We start from the raw sequence: 18508 nt of genomic DNA, 5'->3' as shown, positions 1-18508 counted from the left end.
GGCCGGAAGGTGGCGCATCTCCCGCCGGACGGTTCCAGAACTTCCGATGCCGATCCTCGCCTCGCTCCGCGCCCGCATCCTGGCGGTGGCGCTCGCCCCGTGCCTCGCCTTCGCGGGGGCGGCGGGCCTCGCCGTGTCGGACCAGTGGGCGCGCCGCGCCGAGATGGGCCGGGTGGAGGGCCTGGTCGGCCTCGCCTCCCGGATCAGCGCCTTCGTGCACGAGGCTCAGCGGGAGCGCGGCGCCTCGAGCCTGTTCCTGGGCGCGAAGGGCGCGCAGTTCGGCCCGGAACTGGCGGCCCAGCGCGAACGCACCGACGCGGCCCTCGCCGGGCTTCCCGAGGCCATGAAGGCCGCGACGGGCTTCGGGCCGGTCTTCCAGGCGCGCGGTGAGGGCTTCGCGCGGGCGCTCACCGGGCTGGCCGCGCAGCGCCGGGCGGTCGACGCCCTGACGGCGGCCCCGCCGCAGGCCGTGGCCTACTACACGGGCCTGATCGGGGAGGGGCTCGGCCTGGTGCGGGCCATGGGCGGCGCGATCGACGAGGCCGGCCTCGCCGCCCGGGCGAACGCCTACGCGGCCTTCCTGGCGCTGAAGGAGGCCGCCGGCCAGGAGCGGGCCGCCGCCTCGGCGGTCTTCGCCTCCGGCACCCTCGACCTCGCGGCCGCCCGCCGCCTCGCGACCCTCGCGGCCGACCAGGCGACCTATGCCGGCCTGTTCCGGGCCGGCGCCGAAGCGGGGCAGGCGAGCCTGCTCGACGCCGCGGAGGCGACCGAGCCGTCCCGCGCGGTCGCCCGCCTGCGCGCGGGCGTGCAGGAGACGATGCCGGGGACGCCCCCGGCCTTCCGCGACGCGCCGGGGTGGTTCCGCCTCGCCACGCAGCGGATCGACGCCCTCAAGGGCGTGGAGGATCGGCTCACCGCCGACCTGGTGGCGGCCGCGGGGGCGGCGCACGCCCGCGCCGAGCGGATGCTGGCCCTCTGGGCCGCCGGCGGGCTCGCCCTGTTCGCTCTCTCGGCCGGCCTCGCGGTCTGGCTCGGCACGGCCATCGCCCGGCCGCTCTCCCGGATGGCCGGGGTGCTGACCGCGATCGGCCGGGACGCGGGCACGGCCGACCTGACCATCCCGACCGGCGGGCCGCGCGAGGTCCGGGCGATCGCCGCGGCCGCCCTGGCGTTCCGCGACAGCGTCGCCGAGCGCCGGGCGGCCCGGGCCGCGCAGGAGCGGCTCGCCGCCGAGACCGCGGCGGCCCAGCGCGCGGCCGCCCTCGGCCTCGCCGACAGCTTCGAGCGCCAGGTCGGCGGGATCGTCGAGGCCGTCTCGGCGGCGGCGGCCCAGCTGGAGGCCTCCGCGCACGGGATGGCGCGGGCCGCCCAGGACACGACCGATCTGAGTCGGGCGGTGGCGGTGTCGGCCGATTCGGCCGCCCGCTCGGCCGACACGGTGGCGGCGGCCACCGAGGAGCTCACCGCCTCGGTCCGGGAGATCGGCGTGCAGGTCGGGTCCTCGGCGGACCTCGCGGCGAACGCCACGCGGAGCGCCGACGGCATGGCCGGGGAAGTCCACCGCCTCGCCCAGGCGGCCGGCAGCATCGGGGAGATCGTCGCGATCATCTCGCAGATCGCCGGCCAGACCAACCTGCTGGCGCTCAACGCCACCATCGAGGCGGCCCGCGCCGGGGAGGCCGGCCGCGGCTTCGCGGTGGTGGCCGCCGAGGTCAAGACGCTCGCGGAGCAGACCGCCAGGGCCACCGAGGAGATCGCCGGCAAGGTCGCGGAGATCACCGGATCGACCGAGGCCTCGGTCCGGTCGATCGGCGGCATCACGGCGGTGATCCGCGACCTCGCGCGGATCGGCGCCGAGATCGCCGCCATGGTCGAGCAGCAGGGGGCGGCCACCGCGGAGATCGCCCGGACCACCGCGCAGACCTCGCAGGACACACGCGGCGTCTCGGGCCACATGGCCGGTGTCGGCGCGGCGGCCGGCACGGCGAGCCAGGGCTCCGCCCAGGTGCTGCGGGCGGCAGCCGACCTGTCCCGGCAGGCGGGCGACCTGCGCGGCGCCGTCGAAGGCTTCCTGGCCCGGGTCCGCGCGGCCTGAAGAGAGGCTTCCGGCGGGTCGAGCCCCCTGGCGGCGTCGGGAACCGTCTCGGCGCGAGGCGGCCCGGGGAACCGATGACGGGCTTGCGGCCGCCACGACACGCCGCGCTCCCTGGGCGGCACGGCGATCCAGGGCTTCGAGGCCGAACGAGCCCACCGCCACGAAGGCTCCGCGCCGGCCGCGAGAGGGCACGGGGACGGTGCACGCCCGGAACCCCGGGGCTTCAGCGCGGGATCCGGGCCGGATCGCCTCCGGGTTTCCGGCTCGGTCGGGAATCAGTCGGGAATCGCGAAACCGATCGACAGACACAGGGCCGCGACGGCCGTCAGGGCCATGGCGGCCTGACGGACCTGACGCCAGCGCGCGCTGCGCGCGCGCTCCTCCGGGCTGGCGCCGAGCTGGAGCTCGTCGTCGAAGCCCGTCACGAAGGATTCGAAACTCGGGAAGGCGCGCCGCGCGAGCCAGATCCACACGCCGACGGCGATCAGGCCGAGGACCCAACCGCCGTAGGTAAACGCATCGTCCAACATCCGGCGCAGCCCTCGAGACGACGCCCCCCTCGCGACTTATTCTACGGGAAGTTGCGAAGATTGCCTAGGCGGAAGAAGGGCTTCCGGTGGCGGTTCCGTGTTTCCGAACGTGTCTCGCCGGGACCGATCGGGTGCCGGTCCGGCCGCGTCCCCGTCGCGCGTCCGTCACGGCCCCGGCGGGTTCCTGTCGCTCCCCTGTCAGTCTCTCTCGCGGCCGAGGGCGTAGAGGGTGATGGCGGCGGCGTTCGAGACGTTGAGGCTGCGGATCGCGCCCGAGAAGGGGATCCGGGCCAGGACGTCGCAGCAGCCCCGGGTCCGCTCGCGCAGGCCCTTGCCCTCGGCGCCCAGCACGATCACCAGCGGCCGCGCGATGGTCAGCGCGTCGAGGCTCTCGGGCGCGTCCGAATCGAGGCCGACCCGGGTGAAGCCGCGCTCGCCCAGGGCGATCAGGGCCTCGGCGAGGTTCCGGACGGTCACGAAGGGCACGTGCTCCAGGCCGCCGGAGGCGGACTTCGCCAGGACCCCGGTGGCGCCCGGCGCGTGGCGCGCCGTGGTGACGATCCCGGCGACCCCGAAGGCCGCGGCGGTGCGCACGATCGCCCCGACATTGTGCGGGTCCGTGATCTGGTCGAGCGCCAGCAGCAGCGCGTCGGCGGGCAGGTCGTCGAGGCCGGGCGCGGGCAGGGGCTCGGCCTCCAGGTACAGGCCCTGGTGGACGGCGTCCGGGCCGAGCAGGCGGCCGATGTCGCTCGGCCGCACCAGCTCCGGGGTGATCCGCACGGCGCCGCCGAACTCGGCCTCCAGCCGCGCGGCCGCGTTCTCGGTGGCGAGCAGCCGGTGCAGGCCGCGCTGGGCGTTGCCCAGGGCCTGCACCACGGGATGCCACCCGTAGAGCACGGTCGGCCCGTCGCCGCCCTCCTCCCACGGGCGGGACGCCCCGCCCGGGCGACCTCCGGACCGGGGGGCGGGGCGCCGGGGCCCGTGCGGGCGGGGCCGGGCGGGGCGGCCGCCGGGCGGCCGGGCGTCGTCGCGGCGATCCGTCATCGGGCCGCGATCGGCGAAGGGGCCCTGGGTCGGGCGAGGCTGGGTCGGGCGAGGCTGGGCCAGACGAATTCGGGCAAGGGGGGCATCGGCGCGCTCTTCTCTGAGGGCCCTGTCGGAAGGAGCCGAGAAACCGGGCGGGATCGCGCGCGTCAAGCCGGCATCACACCGGGAACTGCCGGCAGCCCTCGGGGATCCAGGGCCAGGACGATCGACGGAGCGCGCCGGCACGGCACCGGATTCCGTCGCCGACCCGTCAAGTCGGGACGGTCCTCCCGCGTAGGAATGTGGAAAACGAACTCATATTCCCTTTGTGACCTGTGCATGTGCGGGCGCGACACGGTCGTTCGTCAGAACGAACGGGCTGGTCCGAAGTAGGAAGATTATCTGGAAGAATCTCTCAGAGAGTCAGTTCAGCAAGTTATATGGGGTTGCGAATTCCGCATCTGTGCCAGGGCCTTGGCCTGCGTTCGCGCATTCGACTCTGCGCCGGCCCGCATCGGACTCTGCGTCGCGGCGTATCCGATTCTGCGCCCGGACGGCCGGTCGGCGTATCGGAATCTGCGCGGCGGCGTATCCGATTCGGCGCGAATCCGGACCCGGAGCGGTGAATAACGGGGACGGACACCGAGCGGTCCCGCGTATCGGACTCTGCGTGGGATCGCCGGGGGAGCGGGGCCCGTATCGAACTCTGCGCGTGCCGGCCCGGGAGCCGGCCGTGAAGGGAGCAGTGTCGGCCCGCTTTCGGGCGTATCCCCGCGACCGGGGAAGCGTGGATAGCCGGGACAAGGCCGATCGGACGGGGGCCGCGGCGGGCGAATCGTGGCATGGCAGGATCGGGCCGTCCGTCCGCCTGGCGGATCGACGGCCCGTGTACCGCGGGCCGAGGGGCGATGAGCATCGAGGAGAAGATCGCCGGGATCCACGACTCGGACCTGCGGGCCGAGATCGAGGCGGCGCGCGGCGGCTTCCTGTTCGCGCAGATCGTCGAGCACGTCCTGCACCGTCAGCGCGAGCGCGACGCACAGGCCGCCCTCCTGGGGGAGGAGGAGAGCCGCCGGGCCGGGCTGTCCCGCGACCAGCGCCGCCGCGACGCGGTGCGCCTCGTGATCGAGAACGAGCCGGCCGTCCCGTCGAGCCTCCAGCACATCCACTCGGTCCTGGCGCTGTGCGGCCTGCCCTACCGGGACCCCGGGCCGGTGCGGGAATTCTCCCGCAGCTACGGCCGCAACTCGCTCAACCTGATCGCCGGCCGGATCAAGGACCCGGAGACCGGCGCCTTCGAGCCCCAGGGGCTGCCCTACGGCCCGAAGGCCCGGCTGGTGCTGCTGCACCTCTGCACCGAGGCCGTGCGCCAGCGCAGCCCCACCGTGAAGGTGGCCGAGACCCTGTCGGGCTTCATGCGGGAGATGGGCTTCGCGGTCACGGGGGGCGAGCGGGGCACCATCCGCCAGTTCAAGGAGCAGCTGAACCGGCTGGCCGCCTGCTCCATGCAGATCGGCCTCTGGGACGGGCGCGACAGCGCGACCACCCTCAACGTCCCGCCGTTCCGCAGCCTGGAACTGTGGCGCCCCCGCGCCGGGGAGGGTGAGGACGAGGCCGGCCGCACGGTGCGCTTCGATCCCGAATTCTACGAGACCCTGATCCGGCACGCCCTGCCGGTGGACCTGCGGGCGGCCCGGGCCTTCTCGGGCTCGGCGCGCAAGCTCGACCTGCTGTTCTGGACCGGCTACCGCCTGCGGTCCCTGCAGCGGCCGCTCCGCCTGACCTGGGCCAACCTCCACGCGCAGTTCGGGGCCGAGAACGCCTCGATCCGCAGCTTCCGCCAGGCGTTCAAGGCCGATCTCGCGCATCTGCGCGAGGTGTTTCCGCGGCTGCCGCTGGTGCTCGACGACGGCGGGCTGACCCTGCACCCGGCCGATCCCAGCACGCTGCTCGTGCCGCCTCGCCCTGCGGCTAAGGGAATACGGAAACGCCTCAAGGAATAGAACAGGGATCGCTGCCTCTCATTCCCTCAGGGAATGGCTGCCTGACGGAATATGTGACGGTGGCTATTCCCTGAATGGCGCGGAATGAGATATGTGTTCCGTCCTCTTGGAAGGAACATCACGTGGCCCTGTCGGATTCCGAGATCGCGGCGCGGCTCGCCGCGCTGCGACGCCAGCGCGAGGCGCTCGATCGGGAGATCGCCGATCTCGTCCTCTACCAGGAGCTCGGCCGCCGGTTGGCAGCAGGTGGAGCGGACGCGCGGCCGGACCCGGCCCCGAAGCCCGAACCGCCGGCAGGGCCACGCCGAGACCCGGCCGACGAGCCGCCGCGGGGGCGGGACGTACGGGACGTCCTAGAGGCCCGGTCCGGATCGCTTGCCGACGCGGCGGGCGCGGCCCCCGGGCACTGGGGCGCGCGGGCCGGTCCGGCGGCGCGGTCCGCGGGGGCGCCCGGCCCCGTCGGCGCCGCCGGACCGATCCCGCCGGCGATCGCCTTCACGGAGGACGCCGCCGGCGCCCGCCGCTACGGCCGGGCCGTGGTGCAGGCGGCCTGCGCGGCGATCGCGCGGGCGGGCCGGCCGCTGCACGCGGCCGAGATCCTGGAGGTGCTCGCCGGGCAGGGCTTCACCCTTCCCGGCCGGGATCCGGTGGCGGCCCTCAACACGCGCCTGTGGAAGCGGTCCGGGCCGGGCGGCCCCCTGAACCGGGTCGCCGAGGCCACCTACGCCCTGGCATCGACCCCCGCATCCAGTCCGGGATCCACTCCGGGATCCACTCCGGACTGGCCGGGGCCGGGCCCCGCCTGAGGGGCGTCGGTCACGAAGGCGTGTGGCCGGACCCCGCCGCCGTCTCCCCCATATCGGGCGCGCGCGGTGCCCGCCGATCCGCTCGGCTGCGCGCCGGCGGGCCGGGAGACGGCGTCCCGGCCGGGGAGGGCGTGCATGGACAGGACCGGACGTGATCGGATGATCGGGCGGGCGCGATGACGGCGGCGCTCGCCGCGCCGGTCACGCAGGTCTGCGCCTTCGTGCTCGGATGCGCGCTGATCCACGCCGCCCGCGCCCACGCCGATCGGATCACGCGGCTCCTCGCCGTCACGGCGGTCGGCGCGGCCGTGCTGGTGCTTCTCGTCGCGTCCCTCGACGACGCGCCCGAGGGCGGAACCTTCGACGAGGTCACGGTCTACGCGGCCTCCTGATCCCGTCGCCTGGCCCATCAGGGGCCGTTCAGTTGACCAGGCAGAAGCCCTGACCGGTGCCGATCCGGCGCTCCTGCGCGCACCAGGGCTTGGACGCGCCGGGGCCGGTCGCCGGAACCTTCAGGCTGGCGGTCGTCTGCGCGGGGTCGGCGGCGGTGCCGCGGAGGGTGAGGCTGCCGACGGGCACCCGGCCGGGCGCGGGCCGGAGCGCGACCGGATCGGGGCCGGCCTCCGCTCGCGATCCCGGCGCGACCGCGCCGTCCGGTGCCGGGAGCGCGGGGCTCGCTCCCAGCGGTTGCACCGGGTCGGGCGGGCTCAGGGTCGCGAGGCCGGGCATGTCCTGCGCCGCCGCGGCGCCGCACAGGACCAGGCAGGCGGCCGAGGCCGCGAGGAACCTGATCATCGACGAAGCTCCTGACGAGAACCATTCCGCCGGCCGGTCCCGCGGGCCGGACCTGCCGTGAGGCTGAGCCTGGCCTCCCGCTCGTTAAAGGGGCGCGAAGATTCAGGATTAACCGGTTTTGAAGATCGCCGTCTCCCCGGAGGCGGACAGCCTTGACGGCCCGCGCGGCGGGCCGCCGTCGTCCGGGAATGGAGGCCCGGCGACCGGGTGCGGACGCGGCGCGGAGCCGCTCCCGATCGCGCCGGGAACGGCTCCGCGCCGTCGTTTCGGGCCGTCGGTTCGGGCCGGGGCACCGCGAACCGCCCCGGGTGGGCGCCAGGGTCCTCAGTGCGCCGGGGCCGCCACCGCGGCGGCGAGCCGGTCGTGCGGGACACCCGACCCGCCCACCACGGCGATCCGGCTGCCGCCGGCGCTGCGCCGGCTCGCCCAGTCGCCGATCATCTCCAGGCAGGTGTGGTCGATGGCCGCGAGGTTGTCGGTGGCGAGGCGGACCTCGCCGCCCGCGGGGGTCCGCTCCAGGGCCGCCGTGAGGCTCGGCAGCTGCAGGAAGGTCGCCGCCCCCGACAGGCGCAACTCCGGCACGCCGGGCACTTCGGGGGCCGCCGCGTGCTCGATCCGGAGCCGTCCCTTGCGCAGGCTCGGCAGGGCCTGGATCAGGCTCAGGGCGAGGCCGGTGAGCACCCCGGTGAGCAGGTCCACCGCCACCACGGTGGCCATCGTGGCGAGCCAGATCGCCGCGGTCAGCCAGCCGTAGCGGGCCTGCAGGTGCAGGGCGTGGGCCGGGCTCGCCAGCCGCCAGCCGGTGACCACCAGGATGCCGGCGAGGCTCGCGGTCGGCACCAGGGCCAGCAGCCAGGGCAGCGCGAGCAGGAACGCCAGGATCCAGGTCCCGTGCATCACCGTGGCGGCGCGGCTCACCGCGCCCGCCTGCACGTTGGCCGAGGAGCGCACGATCACCCCGGTCATCGGCAGCGCGCCGGCGAGCCCGCAGATCAGGTTGCCGATGCCCTGCGCGCCGAGTTCGCGGTTGAACTGGGTGCGGGGGCCGTCGTGCATCCGGTCGACGGCGGCCGCCGAGAGCAGGCTCTCGGCGCTGGCGATCACGGCGATCACCAGGGCCATGACCAGGATCTCGGCCTCGGCGAGGCGCGCCCAGGATTCGGCCGCCGGCAGGGCGAGGCCGGAGAACAGGGCCTCCGGCACCGCCACGCGCTTGACGGCGAGATCCCCGAATCCCGCCACGAGGCTGCCCGCCAGCACGCCGACGAGCGCCCCGGGCAGGAGCCGGAGCCGCGCCGGGCGCAGCCGCTCCCAGGCGATCATCGCCGCGATGGTGATCCCGCCGACGATCACGGCCCCGGTGCGGTCGCCCGTGCCGCTGACGAAGTTGAAGAACGCGGCCGGGATCGCCACGAGGTTATCGAGGCCGCTCGCCCGGGGGAGGGCGTCGGTCAGGACGTGGATCTGGGCCAGCACGATCAGGATCCCGATGCCGGCCAGCATGCCGTGCACCACGGCCGGCGAGATCGCCCGGAACCAGCCGCCGACCCGCAGGGCGCCGGCGACGAGCTGGACGAGGCCCGCCACCACCAGGACGGGACCCAGGGCGTCGAGACCGTGCGCCTGCACGAACCCGTAGACGATCACGGCGAGCCCGGCGGCGGGCCCGCTGACCTGGAGCGGCGAGCCGGCGAGGAGGCCGACCACGATGCCGCCGACGATGCCGGTGATGAGGCCGCGCTCCGGCGGCACGCCGGACGCGATGGCGATGCCCATGCACAGGGGCAGCGCCACCAGGAAGACCACCACGGAGGCGGGCAGGTCCCGGGCGAGGCTCGCCCGGACGGCGCCGTCCGGGGCGAGGGCGCTCTGCAGGCTCGTGGTCAGGCGGCCGGGGGCGCGCATGGTCAGGCCGCCTGCAGGCGGCTGCTGGCGGAGGAATCCTGCGCCACGGGCATGTCGGCCCCGGCGATCGGCCGGAATTGCCCGCTCGCGCCGTCGTAGGCCAGGAGGGCACCGGTCTCGATCTCGAAGAACCAGCCGTGCAGCCGCAGGGAGCCCTTGGCCAGGGCGGCGGCGACGCTCGGATGGGTGCGCAGGTTGGCGAGCTGGACCACCACGTTCTCCAGGGCCAGGGCGTGGTGGCGGGCCTGGGCGTCCATCCCCTCGGGATAGGCCTCGCAGACGATCCGCTCGGCGGCCTCGGCGTGGCGCAGCCAGGCCGCGACGCTGGGCATCCGCTTGAGCAGGTCCCGGTTCATCAGCCCCTTCATGGCGCCGCAATCCGAGTGGCCGCAGACCACGATGTCGCGCACGCCGAGGGCCACCACGGCGTACTCGATCGCCGAGGAGACGCCGCCGACCACGTCGGAGGCCGGGGGCACGATGTTGCCGGCGTTGCGGCAGACGAACAGGTCTCCGGGTCCCGCCTGGGTGATGTGCTCGGGCGAGACCCTGGAATCCGCGCAGGCGATGATCAGCGCGCTCGGGTGCTGACCGTCGCGCACCAGCTGCTGGTACATCTGCCGCTGGCCGGGGAAGACGCTGCCCTGGAAGCTGGCGATGCCCTGGATGAGGTTGTTCATGAAGGGTCCCTGAGGCCGGGAGAACCGGAAGGCGAGAGCGGGGAAGGGCGATGCGCCGGAGCGCGCAGCGGTGTTCGGTCGGCTCCGCCCGGCCGGAGGGGCCGGGCGGCGGGTCTCGGTGTCGGGTGACGTGTCGGGTGTCGCGTCGGAGGCCCGGCCTCCGAAGTCTCAGCGACGGACCCGGCGGCGCTCCGCGGTTCCGGAGGCCCAGTGCGGGTCGACGACCTGGCCGCGCGCCACGGTGGCCCCGGCCCTGTCGTGAACCATCGGCGCCCCGAGGAGCTGCCCGGACCCGGAGCGCTGCGAGTGCAGCGAGCGCGGGTCGTGGTGCGGGTCGTTGATGTAGGAGCTCATGTGGCCGCCGCCGGCGGCCTGCCGGCTCCCGCCGCCGCCTTCGCCCGCCTGCGCCGCCAGGGGCGCTCCGAGGATTCCGACCACGAGGCCGAGGGCGAGGCCGAAGGCGGGACCGGCCGCGTGGCCGCGAACCGGGAGATGTCGGGACTGGGTGCGGGACTGGATCATGACGTTTCCTCGCTGTTCGACTTGTGGCGAGGGACACCGCATCCCTGCCGATAAGTCGACCCTAGTCTACATTTTCGGAATAGCGTGTGCGCATCGGCACATTGTATCGACGAAAGCTTTAATCCGTGGCGTAAGTACTATCGTGTGCGTCCGCGCACGTCTTTGTCCATCTTGAGAGAGCGGCCGGGATTAAGGACAGATCTGGCGCCGACGGCGCGGAGCGTGTCCTTCAGGAGCGTGTCCTTCAGGAGCGTGTCCTTCCGGCGCGAGTCCGCGGCGCGCAGGGCCGCGCGGCCGCCCTCGCACCGCGGACGCGCGCGCTGTCGGGTGCGGTCGGGACGACGGTCGCCCGGGCCGGAGCGGGGTCAGGCCCGTCCGGTGTGGAGACGCGCCGCGGGCAGGGGATTGGCCGCCACGTAGACGAGGCCGCCGGCCTCGTAGGTGAGGCTGGCGGTCCTGCCTCCGGCGAGGCCCCGCTCGAGCAGGCGGGTGCCGAACCCCTTCCGCGACGGCGAGACGACCGGCGGGCCGCCGCACTCGCGCCAGGTCAGCCGCAGGGTCTCGGTGTCCGGACCCGCCTCCACCGTCCAGGCCAGCGCGGCCCGCCCGCCCGGAACCGACAGGGCGCCGTGCTTGACCGCGTTGGTGCACAATTCGTGCAGGATCATCGTGAGCGCGAGGGCGCCTTCGGGCGGCAGCCGCAGGTCGGGGCCGTCCAGGGTGATGCGCGGGGTGTTCGCACCCGGAGCGTCCCGGTCCGCAGGGTCACGATCCGAAGTCTCCCGACCGGAGGAATCCCGGTTCGACGGATCGCCGCCCGCGGGGTCCGGACCCAGGAAGGGCCGCACCGCCTGGGCGGCGATGCCGCGCAGATCCGCGCTCGCCCAGCTCTCGCGGGTCAGGATGTCGTGGGCGCGCGACAGGGCGAGGAGCCGCGCCTCGAAGGCGTCGCGCCCGGCCGCCGCGCCGGCGCCCAGATTCTTCAGGCTCTGCGCCGCCATCGCCTGCACGGTGGCGAGGGTATTCTTCACCCGGTGATTGAGTTCGTCGATCAGCAGCCGGTGGGTCTCGGCGCGCCGGGCCCGCTCGTCCGCCGCCGCCGCGAGGGCGTCGGCGATCGTCGCGCCCTCGCGCACGAGGGAGCGCGGCAGCGTCGGCAGGGGCTGATCGCGGCCCAGGGTCTCGGCGGCGACCGCCAGATCCAGCAGGGGGCGGGCGATCAGGCCCGCGAGCAGCCACGCGAGCAGCGCCGCCGCGAGGGCCACCGCGCTGCCCGCCGCCAGGATGCCCCCGCGCAGGGCCGCCACCGAGGTCAGGGCCCGGTCGGCCGTCTGCCGCACCACCACCTGCCAGCCGAGGCCCGGATAGTCGCGGTGGCCGGCCGTGGACGCGCGGGCGCTGAGATACGCGGCGTCGTCCGGCCAGGGGCCGACCCGGCTCGTGCCCTCCGGATCGAGGGGCCGGCCGCCCGCCAGGACCGAGCGGGGCAGGGGGGCGCCCTGCAGGGCGGGCGGCCCGAGGAGCACGGTGCCGTCGCGGGACAGGATCAGGATCTCGGCGCCCTGGCGGTGGCCCCGGAGGCCAGCCTCGAGGATGCGGGCCATGTCGCGCGCCCAGGTCCAGTCGAGATGGGCGGCCAGCACCCCGAGGACGCGGCCGTCCGTCGCCCGCACCGGCGCCGCGACGTCGAGGAGCCGCAGGGGCTCGCGCGACGCCGCGCGCGCGGCGGCCTCGTCCGGGGGCATCAGCGCCTCGAGGAGCTTGGCCGGGTGCACGTCGCCCACGTAGGGGCCCGCGCGGCCGCCGCGGAAATAGTCGCGGCCGGAGACGTCGGCGCCCTCCAGGGCGCCGGTGCTGGTGACGGAGAAGCGCCCGTCGGCGTCGATCAGCCCGATGATCGAGTAGGCCGGGTAGGTCGCCTGGAGCCGCTCCATCACGGCGCGCTTGGCGGCCGTTCCGGTCCCGGGATCGCGCAGACTGTCCGAGGCGGCGGCGATCTGGATGTCGCGCCAGCGCTCGAACATCCCGATATCGAGGCCCCGGGCCATCTGACCGGCGATCTCGGCGAGCTGGCCGCCGACCTCCGCCTCGAGCCGTCGGGTCGCCTCGCGGCTCACCAGGGCGGCGAGCGTCAGGGTCGTCAGGAAGCCGAGCGTGCCGAAACCCAGGGCCAGCACGACGCGCAGCCGCGGCGCGCGCCACCGGTCACGCCATCCGCCGCGGCGGCCGGTCCGGTCCGCGGGGCCGGCGCAGGGCGCCGCAAGGGATTCCGATCGCGCGACCGCTTGCATCCGATCTCCCTGGGATCGGCCGGCTCCCGGTGGAGGGAGATCGTGCCCGCGATCCCGTCTCAGCACGCGGGGCAGGCCTCAGCAAGGCGGAAACGGGCCTCGGCGATGCAGAATTTCTATCGGGAGTTGCAAATCTGCACCCCGTCGTCCCCCCGGCGTCTGGGTGCGGTCCGGGCTGCCGGCCGGGGCCTCAGTCCTCGAGAAGGGCGTGGGCCGCCCGGACCAGGAGCCCGCCCGGCCGGCGCAGGGCGTCGAGCACCGAGAAGTGCTCGGCCCCGGGGACCGGCAGCAGGGAGCCGGGGGCGTGGGCCGCCGCCCGCAGGGCGTGCAGGTTGCGGGCGTCGTGAATCAGCGCCGGCAGTTCGCGGGAGCCGTAGGCGATGCAGAGCGGCTTCGCGATCACCGGGAGCCGCAGGGGCGACAGGGTCTCGATCTCGCCGTCGGTGAGGCTCAGCTTGGCGTCCAGGGAGGTCTGGCGGATCGGCGCGAGGTCGTAGACGCCGGAGATCGCCAGACCCGCCGCCACCGCCGGATGGCCGAGCTGCATCGCGGTGAGCAGCCCGCCCGCCGACCAGCCCGACAGGATCAGGAGACCGCGGATCCCGCGCGCGGCCCCGTGGGCGGCCAGCCAGTCGAGGGCCGCGCCGATCTCCGCCACGATCCGGGAAAGGCTCGCCTCCGGCGCCAGGGTGTAGCCGACCATCGCCACCGACCAGCCGGCGGCGTTCGGGCCCTCCGCGAAGCAGGCGAACAGCTCCCGGGCGCCCCGCTGCCAGTAGCCCCCATGGATGAAGACCAGGCAGGGCGCCGCCGCGTCCCGCGCCGGGTAGAGGTCGAGGGCGTTGCGGGCGCCGGGGCCGTAGGGCACGTCGAGGCCGGCCGGATGCGCCGCCCGATAGGCGGCCGAGGCCGCGTCCCGGGCGGCCACCTGGGCGGCGCTGTCGGCCACCGCGCGGGTGTTATCGTAGCAGGCGTCCCGCGCCTCCTGCGCGAGGGTGTCCCAGCGGCGGCGCGGATCCGCGGGGGTCGGATCGTCCAGGCGGAACTCCAGCACCATCGTGTCCGTCTCGGGCCGCTGCGGTCGCCCGCACCATGGCAGGCGGCCGGGCCCGGGTCGAGGCGGTTCAGAAGCCGGGCGCGGCACCCGGGACGGTGCCGCCGTAGCCCCAGCCCGTGAGCGGCGGCGCCGCGACCCGCTCGCGCGTCGCCGGCGCGACCGTGCGGGCGAGGGGCCGGGGCCGCTGCCAGACCCGCCAGAGCGGCCGGTCGCGCGCCGCCATGCGGGCGAGGGTCAGGTCCATGTCGGAGGCCGCGCGGTGATGCGGTCGCCCGGCGGGGGGACCGGCCTGCCGGCGGGCCTCGGCCGGGGCGGCCAGCAGCGGGGCCGTCGGCAGGAGGAGCGTCGGCAAGAGGAGCGTCGACAGGAGGACGGCGAGGATCGGGGCGGGACCGGGACGCATGGTCGGGGCTCCGGGACGAGCGGGCCGAAGGGGCCCTACCCGGCGGCTACGCCCGAACGTCGTCCCGGTTCCGGAGCGGCGCCGGCCCGGCCGGGCATTGCCCTGGATCCCCGGAAGGCCGAGAACTCCGGCGGACGCCGCGCCCCTCCGAAACCGATTCGGGAGGGGCGGTGTGCCGGCCGCGGCCCGGCCAAGACCTGGCCAAGACCCAGCCAAGACCCAGCCAAGACCTCCCCACGGCCTCCCCACGACATGGGATCCATGACAGAGTCCGCACAGACCGCCACGCCGCGCCCCGGCACGCCCGATCCGGCGGCGCTGCTCGCCGCGCTCGTCGCCTTCGACACGGTGAGCGCCCGCTCGAACCTGCCTCTGATCGACTGGGCGGAGGCCTATTGCCGCGACCTCGGCGCCGCGGTCGAGCGGGTGCCGGATCCGACGGGCCGGAAGGCGGCGCTGCTGGTCAGCGTCGGGCCTTTCGAGACGCGCCCCGGCTACGTGCTCTCCGGCCACAGCGACGTGGTGCCGACCGACGGCCAGCCCTGGTCGTCGGACCCGTTCGTCCTGCGGGAGGAGGGCGGGCGGCTCTACGGGCGCGGCACCTCCGACATGAAGGGGTTCCTCGCGGTCTGCCTCGCGCTCCTGCCCGAGATGGTCGCGGCGGAACTCGCCACCCCGATCCACATCGCGATCTCGTACGACGAGGAGATCGGGTGCCTCGGCGTGCGCCCGCTGATCGCCCGGATGCTCGAGCGCGTGCCGCGGCCGCTCGGCTGCTTCGTGGGCGAGCCGACCGGGATGGACGTGGTGGTCGGCCACAAGGGCAAATCGGCCGCCCGCCTCACCTTCCGCGGCAAGGCCAGCCACTCGGCCCTGGCGCCCCAGGGGGTCAACGCGGTCGAGTACGCCGCCCGCTTCATCGAGCATGTCCGCCTGTCGGCGGAGGCCATCGCCCGGGACGGCGCCCGCGACGCGCTCTACGACGTGCCCCACACCACCGGCCTGTCGAGCGTGGTCCGGGGCGGATCGGCGCTCAACATCGTGCCCGACAGCTGCAGCGTCGAGTTCGAGTACCGGGCGATCGGCGCGGACGATGCCGCCGCGCTGGCGGCGTCCGCGATCGCCTACGCCACCGGGACGCTGGCGCCGCTGATGCGGGCCGGCGATCCGGCCTGCGGCGTCGCGGTCGAGCCGCTGATCGATTATCCGGGCCTCGACACCGATCCGGAGGCGGCGATCGTGACCCTGGCCAAGCGCCTCGCGGGCCGCAACGGCCACGCCAAGGTCTCGTACGGCACGGAGGGCGGGCTGTTCGAGCGGCTCGGCGGCGTGCCGGCCGTGGTGATCGGGCCGGGCTCGATCGCGCGCGCCCACCGGGCGGACGAGTACGTCACCCGGGACGAACTCGCGGCCTGCGCGGGCTTCGTGCGGCGGCTGATCGGCGCCTGCGTGACCGGCTCCGCGGCGGCGTCCCAGGTTGCGCTCCCGGGCTGAACCGGCCTCCGCGCCGGTCGGGCGCGCCGCCGGTCCGCGGAGCCTCCGCCGCGCGGCGCGATCTCACCAGGGCGATCTCACCAGGGGATGCGGCCGAAGCGGTCGACCAGCCGCCGGTACTCGGCCTCGCTCTCGGCCCTCGACGTCCCGCCCTGGCCGACATCCGAGCTTCCGGAGCCCGGATGCACGAGGCGGCACACCAGCGGCAGGACGAAGCCGTGGCGCGCGAGCTGCACGTTGGGGCCGCCGAGCTGGAGGACGTTGACGAGCCACGGGCGGACCAGGGAAGCGTGCTGCAGCGTGACGGGCGCCGTCGCCTCGACGAGGTGGGCGCGGCGCAGGCCGGTCTCGGCGAGGCGGCCGAGCCACTCGTTGTCGTAGTGCCACTTCGCGGCCGGGCTGATCGCGCCGACCTGCGCGAAGGTCGTCCGCCGCATCAGCCAGCCCGACGGCGTCGCGAAGTCGTTGATCCGCACCACCTCGCCGGCCTCGTCGGTCTCGAGCTGCGTCGAGGAGACGAAATCGAAGCGGTCCAGGGCGCGGACGGCGACGCCCAGATAGGGCGGCAGCCAGCGATCGTCGTCCTCGAGGAAGCCGACGAGGTCCCAGCTGTCGTCGACGGCGGCGATGGCGGCGTTCAGCGCGGGGATCTGGCCCTTGCGCGCGCCTCGCGCGAAGGTGACCTGCGGGTGCGCGGCGAGCCGTGCCGGGATCTCGGTCCCGGGATCGGTCCCGACGAAGAAGTGGATCGTCGCCGGCCGGTCGAGCTCCTGGGCGTTGGCGCTCGCGATCGCGTGCTCCAGGAAGTACGGGCCGGCCTCTCCGGCCAGGGTCGAGGGTTTGAGCCGCGACGGCGTGATGATCGCGATTCGCATGGTCAAGGCTCGCCGGTTCTGCGGATACGGTTTGCGGTCCGGTTCCCCCGATCCGCGCGCCGTCACGCGTGATCACCGCGCGTCGACCGAGAGAGACTTGCAGAACTGGAGCCGAGACCGGACCGTGCCTGTCAAGTCTCGGGCGATCGGTTCGGGTTGAGTTCAATAATAGTCGAAAAGATTCTGAGCTACTGTATACATCGAGATCGATCGGTCGGCCGAGAATCGATCCGAAATTCTGAAAATTTCCGGTGTTCCATTATTTTCGCGAAACGGCTTGAATCATTGTTGCCGCGATGCCACCCTCGCTCGAAGAAGCGCGGCATGCCGGGCGGCAGAGCCCCTCCCGGCCGGCACCGGCCCGTCGCGGAGGAAACCTTCGCGCCGCTCGCGGCTTGGATCAGCGCCTTGGATCACCGCCTTGGATCAGCGGTCCGCACCGGGCCGGGTTGAGGGAGACCCTTCAGAGCATGGCCAGCCTCAGCGTCGCGATCGCGTTCGGCGTCCGCCTGCTCCTCGTGCTGCTGTTCCTGCCGTTCAGCGCCCTCGACAAGATCCTGAACTTCAGGGGCGCGGTCGGGCAGGCGCGGCAGGCCGTGCACGCCACCGCGCCCGCGGCGGCGCTGATCCTGATCGGGCTCTGCGTCGAGATCGGGATGTCGCTGTGCATCCTGACCGGGACCGCCGACCGGGCCGCCGCCTTCGTGCTCGCCGGCTATTGCGGGGTTACGGCGCTGCTGTGGAAGCAGTTCTGGGTGCCGGGGGATTTCTGGGCCGGGGGCAGGGGCCGCGAGCTGTTCTGGGACTTCCTGAAGAACTTCGCGCTGGCGGGCGGCTTCCTGCTCATCACCTTCGGCACCGGCGCCGGGACGGTCCAGGACTTCCTCGCCGATCCGCTCGGATCGACCCATCCCTACGCGATCGCCGACCGGGCCCGGCCGTAGCGGGGCGCGGTCTGCGGGGCGCGATCTGCGGGGCTCGGCGCGGCGAGGCCCTCAGCCCTTCGGCACGGTGGCTTCCATGGACGGGCGGCGCTCGAACTCCGCGTACCAGGCGGCGACCGCCGGGCGGCCCTCCCGCCACGCGAGATCGGGGAAGCGCAGGTCCAGGTAGCCGAGCGCGCAGCCCAGCGCGACCGTGCCGATATCCAGCGCCGGCATCCCGCCGACCAGGCTCTCGAACCGGTCCAGCGCCGCGCGGATCTTGCCGACCTGACCGGCCTCCCAGGCGTCCCAGCGGTGGGGCTCGGGACGCAGCACCCGCTCGTAGCGGGTGAGCAGCGCCGCATCGAGCAGGCCGTCGGCGAGCGCCTGCCGGGTCAGCGCGTCCCAGCGGGCGGCGCCCTCGGGGAACAGGCGCGGGCCGGCGGAGAGGTTGTCGAGATACTCGCAGATCACCCGGCTGTCGTAGAGGGCTGTGCCGTCCTCCAGCACCAGGGCGGGGATCTTGCCCAGCGGATTGTGGGCGGCGACCTCCGCGGAGGGGCCGGTCGGCGAGGCCCCCGCGACGGTGACGGCGATCCGGTCGATCAGTCCCGTCTCGTGGGCGAGGACCAGCACCTTGCGGGCGTAGGGAGAGGCGGGGGAGTAGAGGAGCTTCATCGGACCGTCCCGGTTTGGTCTCAGGCGCCGTGATCGCGGCGCCGGGACCTTGCACCGATACCGCGGGGAATCCAGTCCCCGGCGCCCCGCCGGAGGCTCAGACCTTCCGGGTCACCCTGGCGCCGGCATGGACCACCCGGCTGCGGCTCCGGCCCGAACTCGGGCGTCGCACCCGCACCCGCTGGCGCCAGACGAGGATGGCGCTCGCCACCCGATCGAGGACGAGCATGCACAGGCTGCCGACGATGGCGAGCACGCAGGCGGCCCCGATCAGGACGCCCCAGATCCCGGGGGCCGGGATGATCATCAGGCACAGGAGACCGAAGACGGCCGCGCCAGGTATCCACTTCGCCATCGCGCCGTCCGCCTGAACCAAGGGTGTCGCTCGGGCACAAGCTGCACCGAGACCCTTAAGAGGGTTGGTT

Annotated in this window: 18 protein-coding genes; 6 read left to right on the top strand and 12 right to left on the bottom strand. The window is 74.4% G+C overall.

Annotation, left to right across the window (positions count from 1 at the left end):
• Positions 1 to 46 precede the first annotated feature (46 nt).
• On the top strand, positions 47 to 2095 hold the full coding sequence (locus ACQKQD_RS29380) for a methyl-accepting chemotaxis protein (protein WP_427510317.1): 2049 nt from the start codon (positions 47 to 49) through the stop codon (positions 2093 to 2095).
• Positions 2096 to 2370: 275 nt separating this feature from the next.
• Here ACQKQD_RS29380 and ACQKQD_RS29375 read toward each other — a convergent pair whose 3' ends face one another.
• Positions 2371 to 2625, bottom strand: coding sequence for a hypothetical protein (locus tag ACQKQD_RS29375; RefSeq protein WP_026605300.1), 255 nt, complete (start codon positions 2623 to 2625; stop codon positions 2371 to 2373).
• Positions 2626 to 2823: 198 nt separating this feature from the next.
• A complete protein-coding gene (locus ACQKQD_RS29370; RefSeq protein ID WP_082558017.1) occupies positions 2824 to 3669 on the bottom strand; it encodes a TrmH family RNA methyltransferase in 846 nt (281 codons plus the stop codon).
• Between the two features lie 890 nt (positions 3670 to 4559).
• Here ACQKQD_RS29370 and ACQKQD_RS29365 point away from each other — a divergent pair.
• From ACQKQD_RS29365 to ACQKQD_RS29355, 3 genes are all read left to right on the top strand, one after another.
• Entirely contained in the window at positions 4560 to 5654 is a 1095-nt protein-coding gene (locus ACQKQD_RS29365; RefSeq protein WP_427510316.1) for a replication protein RepA, read from the top strand.
• A gap of 122 nt (positions 5655 to 5776) precedes the next feature.
• Entirely contained in the window at positions 5777 to 6460 is a 684-nt protein-coding gene (locus tag ACQKQD_RS29360) for a hypothetical protein (protein WP_427510315.1), read from the top strand.
• A 176-nt stretch (positions 6461 to 6636) separates the two neighbouring features.
• A complete protein-coding gene (locus tag ACQKQD_RS29355) occupies positions 6637 to 6852 on the top strand; it encodes a hypothetical protein (protein WP_091677296.1) in 216 nt (71 codons plus the stop codon).
• Between the two features lie 28 nt (positions 6853 to 6880).
• On the opposite strand, the gene ACQKQD_RS29350 is transcribed toward ACQKQD_RS29355, so the two are convergent.
• From ACQKQD_RS29350 to ACQKQD_RS29320, 7 genes are all read right to left on the bottom strand, one after another.
• Positions 6881 to 7255, bottom strand: a complete 375-nt coding sequence (locus tag ACQKQD_RS29350; protein ID WP_427510314.1) for a hypothetical protein — start codon at positions 7253 to 7255, stop codon at positions 6881 to 6883.
• A 324-nt stretch (positions 7256 to 7579) separates the two neighbouring features.
• Positions 7580 to 9160, bottom strand: a complete 1581-nt coding sequence (locus ACQKQD_RS29345) for a SulP family inorganic anion transporter (protein WP_427510313.1) — start codon at positions 9158 to 9160, stop codon at positions 7580 to 7582.
• A gap of 2 nt (positions 9161 to 9162) precedes the next feature.
• Positions 9163 to 9840, bottom strand: coding sequence for a carbonic anhydrase (locus tag ACQKQD_RS29340; RefSeq protein WP_020095513.1), 678 nt, complete (start codon positions 9838 to 9840; stop codon positions 9163 to 9165).
• Positions 9841 to 10008: 168 nt separating this feature from the next.
• Positions 10009 to 10362, bottom strand: coding sequence for a hypothetical protein (locus tag ACQKQD_RS29335; protein WP_020095514.1), 354 nt, complete (start codon positions 10360 to 10362; stop codon positions 10009 to 10011).
• A 365-nt stretch (positions 10363 to 10727) separates the two neighbouring features.
• Positions 10728 to 12653, bottom strand: coding sequence for a sensor histidine kinase (locus ACQKQD_RS29330; RefSeq protein WP_427510312.1), 1926 nt, complete (start codon positions 12651 to 12653; stop codon positions 10728 to 10730).
• Between the two features lie 190 nt (positions 12654 to 12843).
• A complete protein-coding gene (locus tag ACQKQD_RS29325) occupies positions 12844 to 13710 on the bottom strand; it encodes an alpha/beta hydrolase (protein WP_427510311.1) in 867 nt (288 codons plus the stop codon).
• A gap of 67 nt (positions 13711 to 13777) precedes the next feature.
• Positions 13778 to 14113, bottom strand: a complete 336-nt coding sequence (locus tag ACQKQD_RS29320) for a hypothetical protein (protein WP_427510310.1) — start codon at positions 14111 to 14113, stop codon at positions 13778 to 13780.
• Positions 14114 to 14374: 261 nt separating this feature from the next.
• Between ACQKQD_RS29320 and argE the strand changes: the two genes are divergently transcribed.
• Complete coding sequence (argE, locus tag ACQKQD_RS29315; RefSeq protein WP_427510309.1) at positions 14375 to 15607, top strand: acetylornithine deacetylase; 1233 nt, start codon at positions 14375 to 14377, stop codon at positions 15605 to 15607.
• Positions 15608 to 15684: 77 nt separating this feature from the next.
• Here the strand turns inward: argE and ACQKQD_RS29310 are convergent, their stop codons facing one another.
• On the bottom strand, positions 15685 to 16482 hold the full coding sequence (locus ACQKQD_RS29310) for a glycosyltransferase family 2 protein (RefSeq protein WP_427510308.1): 798 nt from the start codon (positions 16480 to 16482) through the stop codon (positions 15685 to 15687).
• Positions 16483 to 16952: 470 nt separating this feature from the next.
• Here ACQKQD_RS29310 and ACQKQD_RS29305 point away from each other — a divergent pair, with 470 nt between their 5' ends.
• The gene (locus ACQKQD_RS29305) at positions 16953 to 17426 is read left to right on the top strand and encodes a DoxX family membrane protein (RefSeq protein ID WP_042673314.1); all 474 of its coding nucleotides are present in this window, start codon (positions 16953 to 16955) and stop codon (positions 17424 to 17426) included.
• Positions 17427 to 17477: 51 nt separating this feature from the next.
• Here ACQKQD_RS29305 and ACQKQD_RS29300 read toward each other — a convergent pair whose 3' ends face one another.
• Both ACQKQD_RS29300 and ACQKQD_RS29295 read right to left on the bottom strand, forming a co-directional pair.
• The gene (locus ACQKQD_RS29300; protein ID WP_091981296.1) at positions 17478 to 18083 is read right to left on the bottom strand and encodes a glutathione S-transferase; all 606 of its coding nucleotides are present in this window, start codon (positions 18081 to 18083) and stop codon (positions 17478 to 17480) included.
• 97 nt (positions 18084 to 18180) lie between these two features.
• The gene (locus ACQKQD_RS29295) at positions 18181 to 18438 is read right to left on the bottom strand and encodes a hypothetical protein (protein ID WP_427510307.1); all 258 of its coding nucleotides are present in this window, start codon (positions 18436 to 18438) and stop codon (positions 18181 to 18183) included.
• Between the last annotated feature and the right edge of the window lie 70 nt (positions 18439 to 18508).

It is taken from the genome of Methylobacterium sp. NPDC080182 (genome assembly GCF_050281105.1).
In the GTDB taxonomy this organism is placed as follows: domain Bacteria; phylum Pseudomonadota; class Alphaproteobacteria; order Rhizobiales; family Beijerinckiaceae; genus Methylobacterium.
Note: the sequence above shows the minus strand (reverse complement) of the source record. Positions and strands in the feature narration are given on the sequence as shown.